At 72.1% G+C, this 22,072-nt stretch carries 19 protein-coding genes; 16 read left to right on the forward strand and 3 right to left on the reverse strand.

The genetic code is table 11. From position 1 onward, the window contains the following. The first annotated feature begins 3 nt into the window (after positions 1 to 3). The 8 genes from ACIBHY_RS05720 (at position 4) to ACIBHY_RS05755 (ending at position 5,509) form a co-directional block, all read left to right on the forward strand. On the forward strand, positions 4 to 513 hold the full coding sequence (locus ACIBHY_RS05720; protein WP_397256259.1) for a DoxX family protein: 510 nt from the start codon (positions 4 to 6) through the stop codon (positions 511 to 513). Next, complete coding sequence (locus tag ACIBHY_RS05725; RefSeq protein WP_397256261.1) at positions 510 to 1,355, forward strand: ABC transporter permease; 846 nt, start codon at positions 510 to 512, stop codon at positions 1,353 to 1,355. The genes ACIBHY_RS05720 and ACIBHY_RS05725 overlap by 4 nt, the downstream gene beginning before the upstream one ends. Next, complete coding sequence (locus tag ACIBHY_RS05730) at positions 1,352 to 2,152, forward strand: ABC transporter permease (protein WP_397256262.1); 801 nt, start codon at positions 1,352 to 1,354, stop codon at positions 2,150 to 2,152. Before ACIBHY_RS05725 ends, ACIBHY_RS05730 begins: the two co-directional genes overlap by 4 nt. Next, positions 2,149 to 2,907 (forward strand): ABC transporter ATP-binding protein, encoded by a 759-nt coding sequence (locus tag ACIBHY_RS05735; RefSeq protein WP_397256264.1) that lies wholly within the window; start codon positions 2,149 to 2,151, stop codon positions 2,905 to 2,907. The genes ACIBHY_RS05730 and ACIBHY_RS05735 overlap by 4 nt, the downstream gene beginning before the upstream one ends. Before the next feature lie 10 nt (positions 2,908 to 2,917). Beyond that, entirely contained in the window at positions 2,918 to 3,874 is a 957-nt protein-coding gene (locus ACIBHY_RS05740) for an ABC transporter substrate-binding protein (protein ID WP_397256266.1), read from the forward strand. A 39-nt stretch (positions 3,875 to 3,913) separates the two neighbouring features. Continuing rightward, complete coding sequence (locus tag ACIBHY_RS05745) at positions 3,914 to 4,333, forward strand: ester cyclase (protein WP_397306055.1); 420 nt, start codon at positions 3,914 to 3,916, stop codon at positions 4,331 to 4,333. After that, positions 4,330 to 5,022 (forward strand): Crp/Fnr family transcriptional regulator, encoded by a 693-nt coding sequence (locus ACIBHY_RS05750; RefSeq protein ID WP_397256268.1) that lies wholly within the window; start codon positions 4,330 to 4,332, stop codon positions 5,020 to 5,022. The genes ACIBHY_RS05745 and ACIBHY_RS05750 overlap by 4 nt, the downstream gene beginning before the upstream one ends. Before the next feature lie 178 nt (positions 5,023 to 5,200). Continuing rightward, the gene (locus ACIBHY_RS05755; RefSeq protein ID WP_397256270.1) at positions 5,201 to 5,509 is read left to right on the forward strand and encodes a hypothetical protein; all 309 of its coding nucleotides are present in this window, start codon (positions 5,201 to 5,203) and stop codon (positions 5,507 to 5,509) included. Here ACIBHY_RS05755 and ACIBHY_RS05760 read toward each other — a convergent pair. Together ACIBHY_RS05760 and pulA are read right to left on the reverse strand one after the other, a co-directional pair. Beyond that, complete coding sequence (locus ACIBHY_RS05760) at positions 5,478 to 6,029, reverse strand: TetR/AcrR family transcriptional regulator (protein WP_397256272.1); 552 nt, start codon at positions 6,027 to 6,029, stop codon at positions 5,478 to 5,480. The genes ACIBHY_RS05755 and ACIBHY_RS05760 overlap by 32 nt on opposite strands. 9 nt (positions 6,030 to 6,038) lie before the next feature. Next, on the reverse strand, positions 6,039 to 11,906 hold the full coding sequence (pulA, locus tag ACIBHY_RS05765; RefSeq protein WP_397306056.1) for a pullulanase-type alpha-1,6-glucosidase: 5,868 nt from the start codon (positions 11,904 to 11,906) through the stop codon (positions 6,039 to 6,041). Positions 11,907 to 12,122: 216 nt separating this feature from the next. Between pulA and ACIBHY_RS05770 the strand changes: the two genes are divergently transcribed. Genes ACIBHY_RS05770 through ACIBHY_RS05795 form a run of 6 tightly spaced genes read left to right on the forward strand, consistent with a single transcriptional unit; the run spans position 12,123 to position 17,073 of the window. Further along, positions 12,123 to 13,412 carry an extracellular solute-binding protein gene (locus tag ACIBHY_RS05770; RefSeq protein ID WP_397306057.1) on the forward strand — a complete coding sequence of 430 codons (1,290 nt, stop codon included), beginning with the start codon at positions 12,123 to 12,125 and terminating at the stop codon, positions 13,410 to 13,412. A 3-nt stretch (positions 13,413 to 13,415) separates the two neighbouring features. Continuing rightward, entirely contained in the window at positions 13,416 to 14,387 is a 972-nt protein-coding gene (locus tag ACIBHY_RS05775) for a carbohydrate ABC transporter permease (protein WP_397256282.1), read from the forward strand. Beyond that, the gene (locus ACIBHY_RS05780; protein ID WP_397306058.1) at positions 14,384 to 15,232 is read left to right on the forward strand and encodes a sugar ABC transporter permease; all 849 of its coding nucleotides are present in this window, start codon (positions 14,384 to 14,386) and stop codon (positions 15,230 to 15,232) included. The genes ACIBHY_RS05775 and ACIBHY_RS05780 overlap by 4 nt, the downstream gene beginning before the upstream one ends. Continuing rightward, positions 15,229 to 16,227, forward strand: coding sequence for a LacI family DNA-binding transcriptional regulator (locus ACIBHY_RS05785; protein ID WP_397306059.1), 999 nt, complete (start codon positions 15,229 to 15,231; stop codon positions 16,225 to 16,227). Before ACIBHY_RS05780 ends, ACIBHY_RS05785 begins: the two co-directional genes overlap by 4 nt. 37 nt (positions 16,228 to 16,264) lie before the next feature. Further along, positions 16,265 to 16,603, forward strand: a complete 339-nt coding sequence (locus ACIBHY_RS05790) for an ArsR/SmtB family transcription factor (protein WP_397256288.1) — start codon at positions 16,265 to 16,267, stop codon at positions 16,601 to 16,603. Beyond that, the gene (locus ACIBHY_RS05795) at positions 16,600 to 17,073 is read left to right on the forward strand and encodes an SRPBCC domain-containing protein (RefSeq protein ID WP_397306060.1); all 474 of its coding nucleotides are present in this window, start codon (positions 16,600 to 16,602) and stop codon (positions 17,071 to 17,073) included. The genes ACIBHY_RS05790 and ACIBHY_RS05795 overlap by 4 nt, the downstream gene beginning before the upstream one ends. Positions 17,074 to 17,429: 356 nt before the next feature. Here ACIBHY_RS05795 and ACIBHY_RS05800 read toward each other — a convergent pair whose 3' ends face one another. Then, positions 17,430 to 19,106, reverse strand: a complete 1,677-nt coding sequence (locus ACIBHY_RS05800; RefSeq protein ID WP_397306061.1) for a beta-N-acetylhexosaminidase — start codon at positions 19,104 to 19,106, stop codon at positions 17,430 to 17,432. Positions 19,107 to 19,164: 58 nt separating this feature from the next. On the opposite strand from ACIBHY_RS05800, the gene ACIBHY_RS05805 reads away from it, so the two are divergent. Together ACIBHY_RS05805 and ACIBHY_RS05810 are read left to right on the forward strand one after the other, a co-directional pair. Continuing rightward, positions 19,165 to 20,835 carry an ROK family protein gene (locus tag ACIBHY_RS05805; RefSeq protein ID WP_397306062.1) on the forward strand — a complete coding sequence of 557 codons (1,671 nt, stop codon included), beginning with the start codon at positions 19,165 to 19,167 and terminating at the stop codon, positions 20,833 to 20,835. Between the two features lie 91 nt (positions 20,836 to 20,926). Continuing rightward, positions 20,927 to 21,538 carry an ACT domain-containing protein gene (locus ACIBHY_RS05810; RefSeq protein WP_397256296.1) on the forward strand — a complete coding sequence of 204 codons (612 nt, stop codon included), beginning with the start codon at positions 20,927 to 20,929 and terminating at the stop codon, positions 21,536 to 21,538. Positions 21,539 to 22,072: the final 534 nt, after the last annotated feature.

Below are 22,072 nucleotides of genomic sequence, written 5' to 3' on the forward strand. Positions count from 1 at the left end.
GTGATGGACATCGGGTTGCTGATCCTCCGCCTGGCGGTCGGCCTGGTCATGGCCTACCACGGCACGGAGAAGCTGTTCGGCTGGTGGGGCGCCGACGGGCTGAAGGGCGCCGCCGCGTTCTTCGGCCGCATGGGCTACCGGCCGCCGCTGCTGATGGCGGCGGTGGCGGGTCTGGCCGAGACCGCCGGCGGGCTGCTGCTGGCCGCCGGGGCGCTGACGCCGCTCGCGGTGCTGATGCTGACCGGCACGTTCGCCAACATCGTCATCCTGCATCTGCCGAACGGGCTCTCGCGCCGCCGCAACGGCTTCGAGTACGAGCTGGTGCTGCTCGCCGCCACCTGCTGCATCGCCTTCACCGGGCCGGGCGCGCTGGCCGTGGACACGCTGCTGGGGCTCTCGCTGGCCGGCGCCACCTGGGGCGCGGTGCTCGTGGGCGCGGGACTGCTGGCGGGGGTGATCGTCTCGGCCGGCCGTACCGGGAAGGTCTCCGCGGGACCGGCGGGGGCGCCGTGAACGCGCCCGTCACCACCACCGGCGTGCGCGCCGAGCCGCGCCGCCCCGGCGTGCGCCGCCGCACCTCTCCTCGCGGCGCGCTCGCCGCCTTCCTCAGGGGTACGGCGGGCGCCGCGCTGCTGACCCTCGCCTTCGAGGTGTTCGCCCGGCTGGAGCTGGTCGATCCGCGGCTGCTGCCGCCCGCCGGGGTGATCCTGGGCGAGGCGCTGCGGCTGCTGGTGGATCCGGCGTTCCTGGCCGAGGTGTGGGCCACGCTCGTGGCGGTGCTCGGGGGCGTGGCGCTGGCCACGGCGATCGCGGTGCCGCTCGGCGTGCTCATCGGCTCCTACCGGCCGGCCGCGCTGGGGCTGACGCCGATCATCGACTCGTTGCGGTCGGTGCCGGGGATCGCGATCATCCCGCTGCTGGTCCTGGTCATGGGCCAGGGACTGTCGATGAAGGTGACGATCGTGGCGTTCGTGGCCGTGTGGCCGCTGTTGTTCAACACCGTCTACGGCGTGCGCGGCGTCGACCCGGTCGCGATGGAGACCGCCCGCGCCTTCCGGGTGCCGGTGCCGCGGACCTGGTGGCGGGTCGTGCTGCCGAGCGCGCTGCCGCTCATGCTCACGGGGCTGCGGCTGGCGCTGGCCACCGGGCTGACCGTGGGCATCGCCGCCGAGATCGCGGTCGGCACGCGCGACGGGGTCGGCTACTTCATCCTGCGCGCCAGCTATGCCGGATTCCACGCCGACACCGTCTTCGCCGCGGTGACGCTCGCCGGAGTGCTCGGCTACCTGATGAACGGGATCACCGTCGCGGTGACGAACCGCCTGGTGGTCTGGGACGGGAAGGGACCCTCGTGAGCGCCGCGCACGCCCCGGCGGGCGGGAGAGCGCGCGGGCTGGCCCAGGGGGCGCTCGCCCGGCTCGGGCCGGTGGTGCTGGCCGTGCTGCTCTGGCAGTGGGCCGCGCTGGCCGCGGGCTCGCCGTTCTTCCCGCCGCCGGGGCGGATCGCGGGGCGGGTGGCCGAGCTGTGGTTCAGCGAGCCGCTGCTGACCGAGCGGTTCTGGCGGGACGCCGGGCCCAGCGTGCTCAGGGCGCTGACCGGCTGGCTGGCCGGGGCGGCGGCCGGGGTGGTCGTCGGGCTGGCCGCCGGGCGGTGGAAGGCCGCCGCCGGATACGTCGATCCGCCGGTCGGCTTCCTGCGTTCGCTGCCCAAGCCGGCGATCGTCCCGGTGTTCCTGCTGGTCTTCGGCTCCGGCGACCTCATGCGGATCGGGCTGATCACCTTCGGCTGCGTGTGGCCGGTGCTGCTCAACACCCTGCAGGGGGTGCGGTCGGTGGACCCCATGTACCTGGAGACGGCCCGTGCCTTCCACATCCCGTCCCGCACCCAGCTCCTGCGAGTGGTGATCCCGGCCGCGCTGCCGAAGATCATCGCGGGCATGCGGGTGACGTTGTCGCTCTCGCTCATCCTCATGGTGCTGTCGGAGTGGCTGCTGGCCGACCACGGGCTCGGCCACTTCCTCATCACCGCCCAGCGCACCTTCGAGATCCTCGACGTGTGGGCGGCGATCGTCCTGCTCGGCCTGCTCGGATACCTGCTCAACGTGCTCTTCCTCGCCGCCGAGCGGCGCGTTCTAAGGAGTCGCCCGTCATGACCGCACTCCAGGTGAGCAACCTGTCCAAGACCTACGGGGAGGGGAACCCGGCGCTGCACGACCTCTCCTTCGAGGTGCGGGAGGGCGAGCTGCTGTCGATCGTCGGACCGTCGGGATGCGGCAAGACGACGCTGCTCAAGTGCGTGGCGGGGCTGATCCCGGCCACGCGCGGCGAGGTGCGGGTGCACGGCGAGGAGGTACGCGGCGTCCCGGATGGCTTGGCCGTGGTCTTCCAGGACTACGGGCGCTCGCTGTTCCCGTGGATGACGGTGGGACAGAACGTCGCGTTCCCGCTGGAGACGCTGCGGCAGCCGAAGGCCGAGCGCCAGGAGCGGGTGGAACGCTCGCTGGCCGCGGTCGGGCTGGAGGGCAGGCACGAGCGCTACCCCTGGCAGCTGTCCGGCGGCATGCAGCAGCGCGTGGCCATCGCCCGCGCGCTGGCCTACCGGCCGAAGGTGCTGCTGATGGACGAGCCGTTCGCCTCCGTCGACGCCCAGACCCGCTCGGGCCTGGAGGACCTGACCCGCCGGGTCCATCTGGAGTTCGGGATGACGATCCTGTTCGTCACCCACGACATCGACGAGTCGGTCTATCTGGCCGACCGGCTCGTCGTCCTGCGCAGGTCGCCGGGGAGCGTGCTGGCCGAGCTCGTCATCGAGCTGCCTCGCGTACGCGATCAGATCGTCACCAAGTCGCTGCCGGCGTTCGTGCGCCAGCGCAGCGTCGTGGCCCAGCACATCAAAGACGCGTCCTGAGGAGAGCCCCGTGAAACGCACCATCGTCATCTGCGTGGCAGCCCTGCTCGTCGCCGGCTGCGGGGGCGGGCCGGCACCGGCCTCCCCGGGCGGCCCCGTCGCGATCACCATCAGCAATCCGGCCAACGTCAGCAACGTTCCGCTGCACCTGGCCATGGACAAGGGCTTCTTCGCCGCCGAGGGCCTGACCGTCACAGCCGACGTGGACCTCGGCTCGGGCAGCACCGTCGAGGCGGTCGTCGGCGGTCAGGTGGACATGGCCTGGTCCAACGTGGTGAGCGGGCTGAGCGCCTACTCCAAGGGCCTCGGCGTCAAGCTCGTCGCCCTGACCGACACCGCGGTCACCGGGTCGCAGCAGGTGCTCGTGGGCAAGGGCTCGCGCGCCCGGAGCCTGGCGGACCTGAAGGGGCAGAAACTGGCCGTGCTGTCGCCGAGCACGGTCTGCATCCTCAACGTGCGCTCGGAACTCAAGGCGAGGGGGCTGCCCGCGGACACGATCGCGTTCACGCCGGTGGCGCCGCCGGAGCACGCGAACGTGCTGGAGTCCGGAGAGGTGGCCGCGACCTGCACGAGCGACCCGTTCAGGACACTCATGATCGACCAGCTCGGGGCCAGGTCCGTCTACGACACCTCCTCCGGGGAGCTGGAGGGGTACGCCGTGGGCGGCTACCTGGTCTCGGACAAGTACGCCGCGGCCAACGGCAAGGCGCTGGCCGGGTTCCGGCGGGCCCTGCTCAAGGCGACCGCCTACGCCAACGCCCATCCGGCGGAGGTGAAGGCGGCGCTGCCGAAGTTCACCACGATCGACGCGGCCGTGGCGAACAAGGTCATCGTCAACAGGTACCTGGAGACGGCGGACGTCGCCACGCTGCGTCCGCAGGTGCAGCGCATCGCCGACGCCATGCGCACGTACGGGCTGGCCGAAAAGCCCATCGACGTGTCCGGATATTTCCTGACCAGCCCATGAGAGCCTGGAATCAGGGGAGCCCGTGAGAGGAGCACTCCGTTGCTGGCAGAGCCCGCCGCGCAGGCGCACACCGACGAGGAACTGCGCAACCTGGAGGTCGTGCGCGCCCTGCGCCACGCCACCGTGGAGGGCCGGAAGGCCCACATGGCGCCCGGCGCCCGGATCCACCGGCGGGGCATGGCCCACCTGGCCGCGCGCTCCGGCGCCGCCTACGCGCCGGAGGGCCTGCCCGACCGGGCCGACGAGATTCACGCGATGATCGCCAAGGGGGACCGGGTGTGGGCGGTGTGGACCATCCACGCCACCCACGGCGGCCCGCTGTTCGGCCACGAGCCGACGGGGCGGCCGGTGGAGGTGCTGGAGGTCGGCATCTGGCGCCTGGCCGCGGGCAAGGTGGTGGAAGCCTGGTTCCTGGCCGACGAGTACGCCCTCGCCCAGACCTTCGGACTGCTGCCATGACCGGCGGGATCCCGCTGCTGGACGGGCTGGCGGAGGAGGTGGTGGCCGGCTTCCTCGCGCTGGCCGCGCGGGCCGCCTTCCCGCGCGGCGCCCGGCTGTTCACCGAGGGGGAGCCGGGTGACTGCGTCCTGGTCCTGCTGAGCGGCAAGGTGAAGGCGACCAGGCCGAGCCCGGAAGGCGGCGAGATCCTGCTGACCATGGCCGGACCGGGGGAACTCCTGGGCGAGCTGTGCCTGTTCGACGCGGCCCCGCGCCAGGCCACGGCCACCGCCGTCCAGGACACGACCGCCTACCGCGCTCCGGTCAAGGAGATGTCGGACTGGATCGACCGGCATCCCGAGGCGGCCCGCCGGGTCATGTGCCTGCTCGCCGCGCGCATCCGGCGCATGAACGACCGCATCGAGGACGCCGCGGGCGTGGACGTGGCCACCCGGGTGGCCAGGGTGCTGGTGGAGCAGGGGGCCCGGTTCGCCCGCCGTACCAGCGTGGGGCTGCGCCTGACGCTGGACCTCAGCCAGGACGACCTCGCCCACCACGTGCGGGCCTCGCGCGAGCGTGTGAACCAGATCCTCGGCGACTTCACCCGCCGGGGCTGGATCACCAGGGACGGCGGCGACCTCCTCATCCTCGACGCCCCGCAGCTCACCCGCCGCGCCCGCCACCGCTCCCGCCGCCCGTCGCTGCCGTAGGGGCGCCGCGTGTGACGGGCCTCACGGGAGATCACCGCTCGTCCCGCCGCCCGTAGTCGTGCTGAGGGCGCCGCGTGTGACGGGGCTCACGGGCGATCGCCGCCCGCCGTCCTCCTGGGTGTAGTAGACATGAGACAGCTAGATCCATTCGTCTCAGCGTCTCGGTTGAGGAGGGTCGATGCGGACCCGGCGAGAGGAACTCCAGGCCGCCCTGGCGAGGGCCGGGGCGAGCGGCGATCCGGCGGTTCCCGAGGACGTGCTGAGCGATCTGGCGCGGCGGTGGTACGCCGCGCTCGGGGCCCGCATGGACGCGCTCCTGGAGGACGGCGCCCCGCCCGACGTCGTCCGGCGGGCCTACGACGAGCAGGCCCGGGCCGACCCCACGTGGCGCTGGGTGCTCGACGCCCACCGCGACCATCCGGCCGTGGCGCGGACCGAGGAATGGTTCATGCGGGTCACGCTGGGCGGCCAATCGCTGCCCATATGAACCGGGCGATCTCCGCGCTGCCGCCGAGCGAGGTGGTCGGGTGGGCGATCAGGCTGAGGATCACCCGGGTGGTGAACTCGACGGCCTGCTCGGGCGTGACCCGCAGCAGGTGGGCGTTCGGGCCGGCCGCCAGGAACGGCGCCATCCCCTCGGTCAGGAACGTGATGAACGCCGTGTGGCCCGGCCGTTCGATGAGCATCGTGAACAGCTCCTCCGGCTCCTCCATGAGCATGCGCTGCAGCACGTCGTGGTTGCCGGTGAACTCCAGCGCGAACTCCACCGAGCGCGCGATCTGCTCCTGGGGCGGCTCGCCGGAGGCGAAGATCTCCTCGATCTGCTCGATGAACCTGGTGCCCTCGTGGCGTACCACGAGTTCGCCCATCCGGTCCTTGGAGCCGAACGCGCGGTAGACGGTGGCCCGCGAGACCCCGGCTTTGGCGGCCACGTCGCTCAGGGAGGTCTTGCGGTAGCCGTAGGTGGCGATGCATTCCAGCGCCGCCTGAATGAGCCGGTGGTCCACAGGCGGATTCTAGGGGGCGCTCACGAAGACCGCGGCCGTCCGGCCCGGCACGGTGAGCGCGCCGGTGGCGGCGTCGAAGCGGGACTGCCCGGCCACCGGGTCGGCCTGCTCCGGGTGGAGCGTGGTCGCGGTGCCCTTCAGTTCCGGCACGGTCACGCCGCGCGTCTCGGGGGTGGCGTTGAAGACGACGGTGACCGCCGTCCAGCGCGGGTCCAGGCCGGTGCCGTCCAGGCGCATGGCGATCACGCCGGGCGGCGCGGCCGGGAAGGAGACCCGCTCGTGCGCCCGCGCGCCCAGCGCGAACAGCGGGGAGGAGCCCCGGATGCGCAGGAACTCCCCGAACCGCGCCCGCGCCGCGGAGATGGCCGCGCAGTCCGGCCGCAGTCCCGGATCGGCCAGCAGTGGCCGCGCGTAGGGCCACCTGGCCTCGTTGTCCGCCTTCGGCGGCAGCCCGGCGCCGAAGCCGTTGCCCCGCGCGCAGTCCCAGTGCAGGCGGTTGAACCAGTCGCCGGAGTCGTAGGAGTTGCGGTCAAGCGACTTCGAGCGCAGCCGCTCGCTGCCGGCGTGCACGAACGCGGTCCCCTGCCCCAGCAGCGCCGTGGCCAGCGAGAGCGCCTGCATCCGCACCCGCGCCGCCATGTCCGTGGCGGGCGGGAGCTTGTAGGCGAGCGCATCGTAAAGCGTCTCGTTGTCATGCGCGTCCACATATGTCACGACATCAGAGGGGTGGGCGGCATATCCGGCTTTGTGGCCGTTGTAGAGCACATCCGCGCCGGTACGGCCGTCGGGCAGCACGTAGTCGCGCAGGTTGCCGGTCAGCCCGAGCATGATGAGGTCCCGGTAGTGCGCCAGGCGCGCCGCCGCGTCCCCGTTCGCCGGGCCGCCGTTGAGGTCGCCGGCCAGACCGGAGCCGAAACCCTGCACGCGCGGGTCGGCGTCGAACGGCCCGCCGCCCCGCACCCCGTCACGCAGCCGGTCGTTGAAGGTGGCGATCCCGGTCCCGGCCAGGTTGGCCTGCGTGGCCTGCTCGAAGCGGGCGTCGTCGGCCACCTCGCCGAAGTTCCAGCCCTCGCCGTACAGCAGGATGTCCTTGCCGTTCACGCCGTCTTCGGCAGGTGTCAGGGCGTCCAGGGCCCGGCGCACGGCCAGGATGTTGGCCTTCGGGTGGTGTCCCATGAGGTCGAAGCGGAAGCCGTCCACCTTGTAGTCGCGGGCCCAGGTGACGACCGAGTCGACCACGAGCCGGCCCATCATGGCGTGCTCGGGCGCGGTGTTCGGGCAGCACGTGGAGGTGGCGACGGTGCCGTCGGGCAGGAGCCGGTGGTAGTAGCCGGGCACGATCGTGTCCAGCACGTCCATGGAGTGGGTGTGGTTGTAGACGACGTCCATGACCACGCGCAGCCCCGAACGGTTGAGCCCGGCCACCATCGAGCGGAACTCGCGGGTGCGGGCGTCGGGGTCGGTGGCGTACGAGCCCTCGGGCACGGTGTAGTGCAGCGGGTCGTAGCCCCAGTTGAAGCCGTCCTTGGCCGCCGTCTTGGCGACGCACTCCTGTTGCAGCGGCGAGTCTGGCGGCAGCGCGGCCAGGTCGCAGGGCGGCTCGCTCCGGTCGGCCCGGCGTTCCGGCACGGTGGCCAGGTCGAAGACGGGCAGCAGATGCACGTGGGTGAGACCGTCGCGGGCCAGGTCGCGCAGTGCCCGCATGCCCGCGCCGTCGCCGGTGAACGCCCGGTAGGCGCCGCGCAGGTCCTGCGGGACGGTGGGGTCGGCGGCCGAGAAGTCGCGTACGTGAAGCTCGTAGATGGTCTTGGCGGGTTGGGGCGGGGGCTTGGCGAGATCCGTCCAGCCGGGCGGGCGCTGCGCGTCCAGGTCGGCGAGCCTGCTGCGCACGCCGTCGGCGGCCACCGCCAGGCCGTAGGGGTCGGTGACCTCGTTGGTGACGACGCCGCCGTGCGCGGGGGAGTGGACGGTGACGAGGTAGGTGTAGTCGCGCCCGTGCCAGGATCGGGGGACGCGCACGGACCACACGCCGGTCTTCGCCTCGCGCCGCATGGCGTGTTCCGTGTACGCCGCCGAGTCGCCGTCGTACAGGGCCAGCCGTACCCGCTGGGCGGTCGGGGCCCACAGGGCGAGACGGCCGCCGGTGTAGCCGAGCGGCTCGTCGGTGGCGTACAGGTCGTCGAGCACGCCGGGCAACTGGACGCCGGTCGCGGTCAGCAGCCTGCCGTCCGCGTCGCGCTCCACCGCCGCCACCTGGCCGCGCAGCGCCTCGGGCACCAGGGCGGCGTCGCGCGGGTCCACCCTGAAGGCGGGCAGCGCCTTGAGGTGCGGCCACCTGGCCTTCTGCGCGTCGGTGAGCGTGCCGGGCAGCAGCCGGACGAGCCGCTTGACCGTGCCCGTCGTCGACTCGAGCGCCTTGACGGTGTCGTCGCCGGCCTGCCAGACGACGGTGTCGCGGGCGATCCAGTGGGCGCGCAGCTTCCTCAGGTCCACGTCCGCGCCGCCCGCCCTTTGCGGCAGCACGTACCCGTCGGCGCCCGACAGCTTCCACGCCTCGTCGCCGTCCAGGCGCTGGTCGGCCGGCTGGTCCTTCTCCTCGCCCTTGTGCACGACGTAACTCAGTCCCTTCGCGCCGTCGGCCAGCGGCACCCTCCAGTACACACCGAAGGCGTCGCGACCGGACGGAGGCAGCGGGGCGTTCCACTCCGTAGGGGTGGCCGCGCCGCCCCACACGTGCAGGCCCCAGCCGTCGTAGTTCCCGTCGGGCCGGTGGTAGTGCAGCACCGCGACGCCGTCCGCCGCCGCGCGGGTCGCGTGGACCCGCGCCTGGCCTGAGTTCACGTACGCCTCCGGGCCGGTGAACGTCTGTTCCGGGCCCGGATCCTTCTCGTCGCCCCGGTGCACGATGAAGTTCACCGGCCGGTCAGGGGCTTTGAGCGGCACCTTCCAGAACGCGCCGAAGGAGTCGATGCCGTCCGGCGGCTTCGGGCCGGCCCAGTCGGTCGGCTCGGCCACCGCCTCGCCCCACAGATGCAGGCCCCAGCCGGTGTACGCGCCGTCGGGACGCCGGTAGCGCACCGTGGTGTAGCCCTGGGCGGCCTGGCGGGAGGCGTACACCGGCTCCTTGCCCGGCACGAGCCAGACCTCGCCGGTGCGCGCCGGGTTGACCTCACGGTCGCCGCCGTCCTTTTCGTCGCCCTTGTGGGGGAGGAGGCCGACGCTGGTGGCGCCGGGCTTGAGCTTGATCCAGGCGAACCGGCCGAACGCGTCCTCGCCCTGGAAGGCCGCCGGCGTGCCCCACTCGGTGGGCCGCTCGACGTCGCCCCAGACGTGCAGGCCCCAGCTGTCGGAGTCCTGGCGCTGGTAGTGCACGACCAGCCAGTCGCGGGTGACGGGCTCGCCCGGTTTCGGGCCGGGGCCCTTCCTGGCCTGGGCGGTGGCCGAGGCGTGCCGTCCCGCGGAATCCTTGACGACCGCCTTGTAGAGGATCGGGGTTCCGGCCGCGATTCCCCTCAGGTCATGAAATATCCGGTACGTACGGCCGGTGCCCGGCGCGTCATCGGTCCCCAGCACCCGCCACGGCCCGTCACCCGCCTTGGCCACGAAGGTGACCTGGTCGAACCCGCCGCCCGGGACCGTCGCCCTGAGCTCGACCCGCTCGTCCTCGGGGGTGCCGCGGATCTCCTCGCCGGGCAGCGTGAGCGAGATCCTGGGGCCCTGGGCCGGAGTGGCGAGCTTGCCGCCCGCCCGGAAGACGACGGCGGACATCGGGGGAACGCTCACGTCGAGCGCGGCGTCCGCCCCCGAGGTCAGCGTGGCTCCCGTGGTCGAGGCGGCCGGTCGCGCACCCGCGGGCTCGGTCGTCGTGGTGACCGGAGTGGCCTTCGTGCCCTTGCTCGGCGAGGGGCCCGCACCCGGGGCGGCCTTCGTGCCCTTGCTCGGCGAGGCGCCCGCGTCCGGGGCGGCCTCGGTGACTTCGCCCGGCGAGGCGGTCGTGCCCGGGGCCGTCTTCCTGCCCTCGCTTGGCGGGGCGGTCACACCCTCGCTCGGCGGGATGGTCCCGTCCGGGGTGGCCGTGCCTGGGGCCGCTGAGACGGGCGGGCCCGTGGGCGGCTTGGTGTCCGGGGTTGTGGTGGTTGGGGCGGGGCCGTACAGCTGGTGGAAGGGGGTGGACGGGGAGTAGGTCGGGACGCGCGCGCTCGCGGGTGCCGTGGCGTTGTTGATCGCGACCACGTACTCGACCTGCTGCCGGGCGTCGATGCGGGAGAAGGCGTAGAGGCCCGCCTCGGACAGCCGCTCCACCTGGGCGCCGTCGGCCAGGGCGGGGTGGCGGTCGCGGAGGCCGGCCAGGGCGGCGATGTGGCGGTACAGCGGGTGGGACGGGTCGTGGTTGTCGCCGGCGTGGGTGGCGTCGGTGCCGATCAGGTCGTCGTCGAGGTAGTCGGGGGTGCGGGAGGCGAACAGTGAGGCGCGGGCCTCCTTGTCGCCGCCCGCGCCGGTGAAGCCCTGCTCGTCGCCGTAGTAGACGACCGGCTGGCCGCGGGTCAGGTACATGAGCTCGTGGGCGAGCTTGTCGCGCTGGAGGAGCTCGGCCGCCGGGGCGTCCTGGGCGAGGAAGTGCCCGATGCGGCCCATGTCGTGGTTGCCGAGGAAGGTCGGCAGGGAGGCGGCGTTGGAGTCGGCGTCGAGGTGGTGGTCGTCGGCCGCGTACAGGGCGGAGAGCTTGGCGGCGCCGCCCTTGCCGCCCGCGTAGGAGCGGGCGGCGTCCTGGAAGGGGAAGTCGAGGGTGGCGTCCATGCCGCCGCGGGTGGAGTAGCGGCTGGTGAAGGCGGGGTCGGAGCTGAACACCTCGCCGAACACGAAGAACCGGCCCCGGTTGACCGCGGGGGAGAAGCGCTCCCAGAATTCCATGTTCACGTGCTTGGCGGTGTCGATGCGGAAGCCGTCGACGCCGGTCTCCTTCACCCACGTGCGGTAGATGTCGATCATGCCCTGGACGACCTCGGGGCGCTCGGTCCACAGGTCGTCGAGGCCGGAGAAGTCGCCGTACTCGGAGCTTTCGCCGGTGAAGGTGGAGTCGCCGCGGTTGTGGTACATCGCCGGGTCGTTGAGCCAGCGCGGCGTCTTGGCGGCGAGCGAGCCGACGGGCGTGTACGGGAACGACCCGGCGCCGACCTCGGGGAAGGTCTCGCGGCCCGCGTGGTCGCGGTCGTCGAAAGGCCTGCCCTCGGTGTCGACGTAGGGGTAGGCGCCCTTCGAGCGGTAGGCCCGCGAGCCCTCGGCGTAGTCGATGACGTCGGCGGTGTGATTGGTGATGATGTCGAAGAACACCTTCATGCCGCGCCGGTGTGCCAGCTTGACCAGCTGCTTCATCTCCGCGTTCGTGCCCAGGTGGGGGTCGATGCGGGTGAAGTCGGTGATCCAGTAGCCGTGATATCCGGCCGAGTCCTGCTGGACGGGGCGGTTCTGGAAGGCGGGGGTGATCCAGAGGGCGGTTGTCCCGAGTCCCTGGATGTAGTCGAGCCCGGCGATCAGGCCCTTGAGGTCGCCGCCCTGGTAGTAGCCCTTGTCGGCCGGGTCGAACCCGGTGCTCTGCCGGTCCCCCCGGAGGTCGCCGCGGTCGTTGGCCGGGTCGCCGTTGGCGAAACGGTCGGTCATCGCGAAGTAGAAGCGCTCGCGTGACAACTCGTTGCGCGCGGCGTCCCTGGCCAGCGACTCGTCCCCCGGTTGCGCCCGGTCGCTCGGCGGCGTCGTCACGGGTCCGCCGCCCGGCGCCGCCGTGCCTCTGCCCGCGATACCTCTGCCCGCCGGTACGGCGACCAGCGCGGCGGCCAGGGCGAGGGCGGTGAGCGTGCGTAAGGCGGGGCGGGAGCTCACGGGCACTCCAGGAGAAATGGAGGACGTTGCCCGGAACGTACGCGTTTGCGGAGAGCCTTGCAATGCCTTGCAGGGGATTGCAGCAAAAATGCTGAAGATCAGGGCCTCAGATGTAACAAGTTTGCAGACCTTGCAGAAAGTTCTTCCGAAATTGGTCATGCGAGCGTAACGTCCCGGTTGCTTGACCCCGGTTTCGAGTACTTGAGGAGATGGACCATGCGGCGAGCCTTCCCTGCTGCGGCGGTCGTGGCGGCCCTTGCGCTGGCGGTTTCCGCCTGTGGCGGTGGTGAGAGCGCGGCTCCTGCCCCGGCGCAGTCGGCCGCCGACCCGTCGAAGATCAGCGGCGAGATCATCTGGTGGGACACCACCAGGCCCGACAGCGAGGGGCCGGTCTTCCAGGAGCTGATCAAGGAGTTCGAGGGCAAGTACCCGGCCATCAAGGTCAAGTACGTCAACGTGCCCTTCGACCAGGCGCAGAACCAGTTCCAGACCGCGGCCCAGGCGGGCACCGGCGCGCCCGACGTGATCCGCGCCGAGGTGGCCTGGACGTCGCAGTTCGCCTCGCTGGGCTACCTGCAGCCGCTCGACGGATCCCGGGCGATCGACAACGAGGCGGACTTCCTCCCCGGACCCCTCAGTAGCACGAAATATCAGGACAAGACGTATGCGGTGCCCCAGGTCACCGACACCCTCGCCCTGCTCTACAACAAGAAGCTCCTGGAGAAGGCCGGCCACACCGAGCCGCCCAAGAACGTCACCGAGCTCAAGCAGTTCGCCCTCGACGTCAAGTCCAAGGCCGGCGTCACCGGCCTGGCGCTCAACGTCGACGCCTACTTCCTGCTCCCCTTCATGTACGGCGAAGGCGGCGACACCCTCGACGTGGCCGCCAAGAAGATCGTGGTCAACTCCCCGGCCAACGTGAAGGCCATGCGGACCATCTCCGACCTCGTGACCTCGGGGGCCGCCGCGAAGCCCGCCGTACAGGACAGCTACGTCAACGCGATGACCGCCTTCAAGGACGGCAAGGCCGCGATGATCTACAACGGCCCTTGGGCGCTGTCGGAGATCTACCAGGGCGCGGAGTTCAAGGACAAGGCGAACCTGGGCATCGCGCCGGTCCCCGCGGGCGGCGTCAAGGCCGGTGCCCCGACCGGTGGCCACAACCTGGCGATCTACGCCGGTTCCAAGAACATCCCGGCCAGCTATGAGTTCGTCAGGTTCATGACCTCCAAGGAGAGCCTGGCCAAGATGTCCGGCAAGCTCGGCCTGCTGCCGCCGCGTACCTCGGCCTTCACCGACCCGGCGGTCACCGCGAACAAGGACGTCACCGTGTTCAAGCCGGTGCTCGACTCGGCCCTGCCGCGGCCGTGGATCCCCGAGGGCGGCCAGCTGTTCCAGCCGCTGCTCGAGGGCTACCAGGCGCTGGTCGGCGGCAAGGAGACGCCCGAGCAGATGGTGAAGACGGTCGACGAGAAGTACCGCGGCATCTTCAAGGACTGGAGCTGACGCGTGCCGGACTCGCGCGCATCTGAGCGGGGGCGGCGGGCGGCGGGGCGTGCCCGCGGCCCGCGCCGGGCCTGGCTGCGCCACTGGTACGCCTGGGCGATGGTGGCCCCCGTGCTCATCGTCATGGCGGTGCTGATCGGCTGGCCGCTGGCCCGCGGAGTCTACCTGTCGCTCACCGACGCCACCGAGGCCAACGTCGGCCGGACGATCGGGGTCAACGTCATCCCGTCCCGCTACGAGTTCGTGGGGCTGGACAACTACCTGGACATCCTCGGCAGCGGGCTGTTCTGGGCCAAGCTCGGCTGGACGGTCACCTGGACCGTGGCCTGCGTGGCCCTGCACTACGGGCTGGGGCTCGGGCTGGCCGTACTCCTGCACCGCAAGCTGCGTTTCCGCTCGGTCTACCGGGTGCTGCTGATCCTGCCGTGGGCGATCCCCGCGTTCGTGGCCGCGTTCATCTGGCGTTACCTCTACAACAGCGACTACGGCGTCATCAACGCGATGCTGGAGGCGGCCGGGCTCGGCGCGGTGGGCTGGCTGAACGACCCGTTCACCGCCAGGATCGCGGTGATCGCGGTCAACGTGTGGCTCGGCGTGCCGTTCATGATGGTCGCCATGCTCGGCGGGCTCCAGTCGATCCCCAAGGAGCTCTACGAGGCGGCCGAGGTGGACGGCGCCTCGCCGTGGCAGCGGTTCACCAACATCACGCTGCCGTCGCTGCGGGCCGTCTCCAGCACGGTGATCCTGCTCGGCACGATCTGGACGTTCAACATGTTCCCCGTCATCTTCCTCGTGACCGGCGGCGGACCGGGCAGCGAGACGGAGATCCTGGTGACCTATGCCTTCCGCGAGGCCTTCACCGGCGTCAGGAACTACTCCGGCTCCGCCACCTGGGGCGTCATCATCCTGCTGCTGCTCGTGCTCATGGCCTTCGGCTACCGGCGGGCCCTGCGCAAGACCGGGGAGGTGTGGTGAAAAAGCAGAATAAGAGGGGCGAGAGAAGCCCGCTGGCGTCGATCGCCTTGCACGCGACGCTGATCGTCGCCTCGCTGATCTCGATCTTCCCGGTCGTGTGGCTGATCCTGACCTCGCTCAAGCCGCGCGACGGCTGGCTCTCGACCGAGCTGGAGCTGTTCAACAGCCCCTCGCTCGGCAATTACGGCCGGGTGCTGTCGGAGACCGCGTTCCCGACGTGGCTGCTCAACTCGGTGCTCGTCGCCGGGCTGACCATGCTGCTCGGCGTGTTCCTGGCCGCGACCACCGGGTACGCGATCAGCCGCTTCCGCTTCCCCGGCTACCGGGGCGTCATGTGGCTGCTGCTGATCACCCAGATGTTCCCGGTGGCGATCCTCATCGTGCCCCTGTACAACCTGATGGCCTCGCTCAAGCTGCTCAACCAGCTTCCCGGGCTGGTCATCGCGTACATGACGGTGGCGGTGCCGTTCTGCGCCTGGATGATGAAGAGCTACTTCGACACCATCCCGCAGGAGATCGACCAGGCCGGGATGGTCGACGGGCTCAGCCCGTTCGGCGCGTTCTGGCGGGTGGTGCTGCCTTTGGCCCGCCCCGGCCTGGCCGTCACCGCTTTCTACTGCTTCATGACCGCCTGGGGCGAGGTCGCCTACGCGACCGTGTTCATGTCGCAGGAGGAGAGGCGCACGCTCGGCGTCGGCCTCCAGCAGTTCGTCGGGCAGCACTGGTCGGACTGGGGGCTGCTGACCGCGGCCGCCGCGCTCATCGCGATCCCGGCCGCGGCGGTCTTCCTGCTGGTCCAGCGCCACCTGGTGACGGGGCTGACCGCGGGCGCCACGAAGCTGTGAGGCTCGCCGACATCGCCGCCCAGGCCGAGGTGAGCGAGGCCACGGTGAGCAGGGTGCTCAACGGCCGGCCGGGCGTCTCGCCCGCGACCCGGCAGGCCGTCCTCGCCGCGCTCGACGTGCTGGGGTACGAGCGTTCGCCCCGCCTGCGCCGGCGCAGCGCCGGACTGGTCGGGCTGGTGACGCCAGAACTGGAGAACCCGATCTTCCCGGCGTTCGCCCAGGCCTTCGAGCGCGCGCTGGTCCAGCACGGCTACACGCCGCTGCTGTGCACCCAGACGCCCGGCGGCGCGGCCGAGGACGAGTTCACCGAACTGCTGGTCGAGCGCGGGGTGAGCGGCATCGTCTTCCTGTCCGGCCTGCACGCCGACACCGCCGCGCGCTCCGACCGCTACGTGCAGCTGATCGGCCAGGGCGTGCCGATCGTGCTGCTGAACGGCTTCGCGGCCGACGTGCCGGCGCCCTTCATCTCCCCCGATGACCGGCTGGCGGCGAAGCTGGCCGTCCAGCATCTCGTGGACCTCGGGCACGCGCGCATCGGCCTGGCGGCCGGGCCGGCCCGGTTCGTCCCGGTCATCAGGAAGATGGAGGGTTACCGGGAGGCCGTGGGCGGTCCCGGCCTGGTGGCCCATTCGCTGTTCTCGGTGGAGGGCGGGCAGGCCGCCGCCGCCCAGCTCCTCGACCAGGGCTGCACGGGCATCGTGTGCGCCAGCGACCTCATGGCGCTCGGCGCGATCCGCGCCTGCCGCGAGCGCGGCCTTTCGGTGCCGGGCGACGTCTCGGTGGTCGGCTACGACGACTCGCCGCTGATCGCGTTCACCGATCCGCCGCTCACGACGGTCCGGCAGCCGATCAGGGCGATGGTGGCGGCGGCGGTGCAGACGTTGATGGAGGCGTTCGGTGGCGCGCCGCCGCGGCACTCCGAGCTGGTCTTCCAGCCGGAGCTGATCGTGCGCGGCTCGACCGGCTCGGGTCCGCAGGTGGCCAGGTCCTCTTGACATCCGGCATGGGTGCGTCGTATAAAACCGTCTAGTTATGGAACTGGACAGTTATGAACATCTGGACGCCACGTTCGCCGCGCTGGCCGATCCGACCCGCCGGGCCATCCTGGCCAGGTTGCGCGCGGGGGAGGCGACCGTCGGCGAGCTGGCGGAGCCGTTCGCGATGAGCCAGCCCGCGATCTCCAAGCATCTGAAGGTGCTGGAGCGGGCCGGGCTCATCTCGCGCGGGCGCGACGCCCAGCGCCGTCCCTGCCGGTTGGAGGCCCGCCCGCTCAAGGAGGCCACCGACTGGCTGGCGAACTACCGGGACTTCTGGCAGGAGAGCTACGAGCGGCTGGACGCGTTGCTGGACGAGCTGAAGGAGCGGCCGTGACGCTCACCGTCGAGGCGCTCGGCGAGACCGAGATCATCATGATCCGGCCGTTCGACGCGCCGCGGAGCCTGCTGTGGGCGGCGCTGACCGATCCCGGACTGGTGCCGCGGTGGCTGGGGGCGCAGGGGTGGCAGATCGTGCGGTGCGAGATCGACCTGCGGGTGGGCGGCGCGTGGCGGTACGTGTCGGCCGGGCCCGGTGGGGCGGAGATGGCGCATGGCGGGATTTATCGGGAGATCGTGGCTGAGTCGCGGCTGGTGTTCACCGAGTCGTACGACGACCAGTGGGTGGCGGGGGAGTCGCTGACCACACAGATCCTGGACGAGCACGCTGGGCGGACCACGTTGACCACGACGATCACTTACTCGTCGCGGGAGGTCCGGGATGTCGCGCTCCGGTCGCCCATGGAGCGTGGGGTGGGCGAGGGCTACCGCCGCCTGGACGCGGTCCTGACCACCCTGAAGCCCTGACCCACAGCCCTGCCCGCCCGGCTCTGCCCGCCCGGCTCTGCCCATTGGCCCCGCTCGCCGGCCCTGCCCGCCGGTCCTGCCCACTGGGTCCGCGCATCGGCGCTGCCCCGCTGGTTCCGCCCATCCGCCCTGCCACCGGTTCCACCCCATGGGCTTTGCCCATCCGCCCCGGCCCGCTGGTTCCGCCTTTTGCGTGTGCCTGTGGCCGCGTGTGGTTGCTTGGCCACTTGGCCGGCCCACGGGGCGGGCGTAACGGCGGCCCGCCCCGCGCGGCCTGCCTGCCGTTTTCCTGGAGTGCCCCCAGCCCCGTGCGGGGGTGGGGGCGGGGTGGCCGGGCCGTAACGTATGGAGAAGGTTCAGATGCGGTCGACGGCGGAGACGTGCACGTCGGTGGGGGGAAGCTGGGCGCGCCAGGCGAGCCAGTTCTGGCGGGTGCGGTGCGGGTCGTTGGTCTCGCGGGTGCGGCGGCCGGTGCCGCCGGTCTGCCACGGGTGCGGGCCGTCGAGCGGGCGGTACTCGCAGCCCGCGGCCTCCAGCCGGGCCAGGTGCGCCTCGCTCAGGCGGCGCGTCAGGTCGGCGAAGTCGGCGGGGCGGCCGGACCACACGGCCTCCGCGATCGCGCACGCCCTCGGGAAGGTCATGTAGTCGAGGTGGCGGTCGTCCGGGATGTACTCGCGCCACACCTGGAACTGCCCGCCCAGCACGCGCCCGCGCTCCTCCTCCGACCAGGTGCCGGGCAGGACCTCGAACGTCGCCGCGTCCTCCAGCGTGATCGGGCCGCCGATGGACAGCGGCTCCGTGGGCAGCGTGGACTGGTCGTAGTCGAAGTAGGTGGGGTAGGTGGGGGCGCGGACCACGTCGTACCCGGCCGCGGCGGCCTGGCGGGCGATCGCGTCGCCGCGCCAGCACATGACGATCGAGTCCGCGCGCACGCCGCCGCTCTGGAAGCCCTCGTCCCAGACGATCATGCGCTTGCCCCGCGTGGCCAGGTGTTCGCCGATCTCGCGCAGGAACCAGCCGTGCATCTCGCGCGCCCGCGTGATGCCGAGCGCGGCCATGTGCGCGGACACCTCGGGGTCGAGCGGCCAGTCCTCGGTCGGGCACTCGTCGCCGCCGAGGTGCACGTACGGGGTGTCGACGGCCTCCAGCACCTCGTCCAGCAGTTCGCACACCAGCGTGACGGCGGCGGGGATCGGCTTGAGCACCCCGGCCGAGATGCCCCAGCCGCCGAGCACCTCGCGGCTGCCGGTGCCGAGTTCGGGGAAGGCGGCCAGCAGAGCGGACGCGTGGCCGGGCAGGTCCAGTTCCGGCACGACGGTGATCCCGCGTTCCGCCGCGTACGCGGAGATCTCGGCGAGGTCGTCGAGGGTGTAGTAGCCGCCGTGCGGGGTGCCGTCGTAGTCGTTGGAGTGGCGCCGGTGGCCGATGAGCGTGTCGGGCCGGTGCGTGGACCTGCGGTTGATCGCCGGGTGCCGGCGGCTCTCGACCCGCCAGCCCTGGTCGTCGGTGAGGTGGAGGTGGAGGCGGTTCATGCGGTGCATGGCGAGGAGGTCGACGTACTTGAGCACCGCCCCCTTGGTCATGAAATGTCGTGACACGTCGAGCATGCCGCCGCGCCAGCCGACCGCGGGTGCGTCCTCGATCTCGCCGCACGGCGCCTCCCACCGTCCGGGCAGCGCCGCCGCCCGCCACGCGTCCGCCGTGAGCAGCTGCTTCAGCGCCTGTACGGCATGCCGTACCCCGGCCAGGTCCGTCGCCGTGATCGCGATGCCGTCGCCGGAGACGCGCAGCCGGTAGCCCTCGGCCTGCCCGCCGTCTCCTGCCCGCCCGCCGTCCTCGACCCGGACCGAGAGCACGCCCTCGGGTGCGGAGCCCGGCGCGAGGGGCAGGTTCAGGGGGTGCAGGAGGCGCCGTACCAGGTGGGCGACCTCGGGTTCCGCGTGCAGAAGCGTGCCCGCGTCGAGCGTGAACGAGCCGGGCCGGGCCGCGGCGTGCCGGGGAGCAGGGACGAGGAGTGCGTATCGATCGCTCATGCCAGCAAATTAACAGGATGGTATCCAGAAAGAAAGGCTGTGTGGTACATCTTGGCCCATGCCGCGCACCGCCTCGCCCCACACCGCCCGCCTCATCAACGACCGGGCGGCCTTCGACCTGCTGCTGGAGCACGGCAGCCTGTCCAGAGCGGAGCTGCAGCAGCGCACCGGGCTCTCCCGGGCCACCATCGGCGATCTGGTGGACCGCCTGGAGGCCGGCAACCTCATCACCCCGGTCGGCGAGTCCCCGGCCCGGCGCCGCGGCCCGAACGCCGTCCTGTACGGCGTGGTCGCCGACCGGGCGCACGTGGCGGGCGTGGAGGTGCGGGCAGGCGAAGTACTGGCCTCGGTCAACGACCTGACAGGCAACCAGGTAGGTTCCGCCCGCCGCCCCCTCGACCCGGCCGCCGAACCCGACCAGCTCGTCTTCGACACCATCACCGACGCCCTCCTGGACGCCCAGCTGGAGCCCGGCCGCCTGGACGGCGTCGTGGTCGGCACCCCCGGCCTCATCGACCCCGAGACCGGCGACGTCTCCTACGTCGGCGCGCTGCCCACCTGGCACGACAACCTCCTGCCCGGCCTGCGCGCCCGCCTGGGCGGCCTGCCCGTCCTGGTCGAGAACGAGGTCAACCTGGTGGGCCTGGCCGAACACCGGCTGGGCGCCGCCCAAGGCGAAACCACCTTCGCGCTGCTGTCGCTGGGCACCGGCGTCGGCATGGCCGTCATCCTGAACGGCCGCCTGCACCGGGGCCGATCGGGCGGCGCCGGCGAAATCTCCTACCTCCCCCTGGGCCTGACCGGCTCCACCTTCCCCGACCTGATAGCCGGCCCCGCCCTCCTGGCTCTGGCCCATTCCCACGGCCTCACCCCACCCACGGGTACCTCCACCCCACCCACGGGTACCTCCACCCCACCCACCAGTACCCCCACCCCGGCGACCGGTACCCCCACCCCGGCCGAGGTCCCTCCCACCCCACACGAAGCCACGCCCAATCCGCCCGGCGGCACCGGCCCAACGCTCGCCCAGCCCGGTGGCGCCGGCCCAACGCTCGCCCAGCCCGGCGGAGCCGGGGCAACGGCCGCCAGGCCCGGTGGCGCCGAGCCAACGCCTGCCCCGCTCGGCGGCGCCGAGCCAACGGCCGCTCAGCCCGGCGGTACCGGGGCAAGGCCCGCCCAGCCCGGCGGCGCGCCCACGTCGCCCGAGGTCCCGGGCGGCACTCCCACGCCGTCCGGGGCCACGCCCGCCTCGCCGGAACGCTCCTCCGCACCCCACACTCCCGGCGGCGCGGCCGCCCCGCTCGGAGCGTCTGACCACACATCCGGCGTCTCGGCCGCTGTCCCCGGCGCTTTTGACCGCAATCCCCGCACCCCTTCACCCGACGCCCCACAGGCACGTGGCCTGGCCGGGGGGCGGCTGGGGGCGGAGGAGCTTGGTGAGGTTGTCAGGCAGGCGCCACCCGCGTTTCTGGACGAGCTGGCCGATCGGATCGTGTTCGGGGCGCGGGCCGTCTGCGCGGTGCTCGACCCCGGTGTCCTGATCCTCGCGGGGACCATCGGCCGGGCAGGGGGAGAAGATCTGGCGGCCAGGGTGGAGGAGCGGCTGGCGGCGCTGATTCCGCTGCCCACGCGGGTGGTGCCCGGAACCGTCGAGGGCGATCCGGTACTGCGCGGCGCGGTGGTGGTCGCCCTGGAAAGGCTCTACACCCAGATGTTCGACCAGCAATAATGCGAGATAGCCGCATCATGCGTGACATCTCCGTGGAACGTGGTGGAAACCTCGACACGGCACCGTGGACCCTCACGAAAGGGGGCGGACGATGCTGCTTCGGATCAGAGTGTCCCTGCCGGACCGGCCCGGCGGACTGGGCCAGGTAGCCAGGGCACTGGGCGCGCTCGGCGCCGACATCCTTCAGGTGACCGTCCTCGAACGCGAGGCCGGCCGGGCCTTGGACGAGTTCACCGTCAACTGGCCGGCCGTCGCGGGCGAGGTGAGCGACCGCCTGTCCGGCGCGCCCGGCGTGCGCGTGGAGGGCTGCTGGCCGACCAAGGAGGTCCCGGGTTCCGCGCCCGACTACGACGTCCTCACGCAGGTGGCCGCCGACCCAGCGCGCGGGCTCGCGACGCTGGTGGACGCCCTGCCCGGCCTGTGCGGGGCCGACTGGGCGCTCGCGCTGGCCGACGGGGTGGTACGGCATGCCAGCCTGGCCGCCCCCTCCGCCTTCGACCTGCCCGACCCGCCCCTGCGCCCCGCCGCCCGAGCCGGCGCCGACCTGCGCCTCATGGTGCTACCCGTCGCCGAACTCCACATCGTGGTGGCCCGCTCCGTGGGCCCCGCCTTCCACAGAGCCGAACTCCACCGCGCCATCCGCATCGCCGACGTAGTGGCCAAGCTGTCAGGCCGCACCCCAGAAACCACCCACCAGCCCTAGGATGCCCGCCGGCCCACACTCACGAGACGGCCCCGGGGCGGCCCAAGAAGGACGGGGCCCGGCGGGGGCGGACACGGGACGCGCGCAGGCCCACGCCCGGCTGGCGTCCGCACCGGCCGGGGCTCGCACGCCGGTGGTCATGGGGGTGTCCCCGCGCGGAGACACCCCACGGGCCGGTGCCAACGCGGGGTGTTTCCAGGCGAGGGAGTCTCCGCGTGTGGTGTGTCCACGCGGGGGAGTGTCCGTGCGGGCATGGGGTTCGCGGAGCCGGGGTGGCATGAGCGCCGACCCACCGAGGCCGAGCCGCGCCAAGGGGCTCCTATGCGGGGCGGATCCTGCGTGAGGTGGGTGCCCGTGCGGACCGTGGTCCGCGTGGGGGTGTGGGTGGGTGAGCCGTGGTCGGCTGTGGGTGTATGCCCAGTGTCCCGTGGTGCTCCGTGCCCAGTGTCCCGTGGTGCTCCGTGCCCAGTGTCCCGTGGTGCTCCGTGCCCAGTGTCCCGTGGTGCTCCGTGCCCAGTGTCCCGTGGTGCTCCT

The organism is Nonomuraea sp. NPDC050547, assembly GCF_044457345.1.
Lineage (GTDB): Bacteria > Actinomycetota > Actinomycetes > Streptosporangiales > Streptosporangiaceae > Nonomuraea.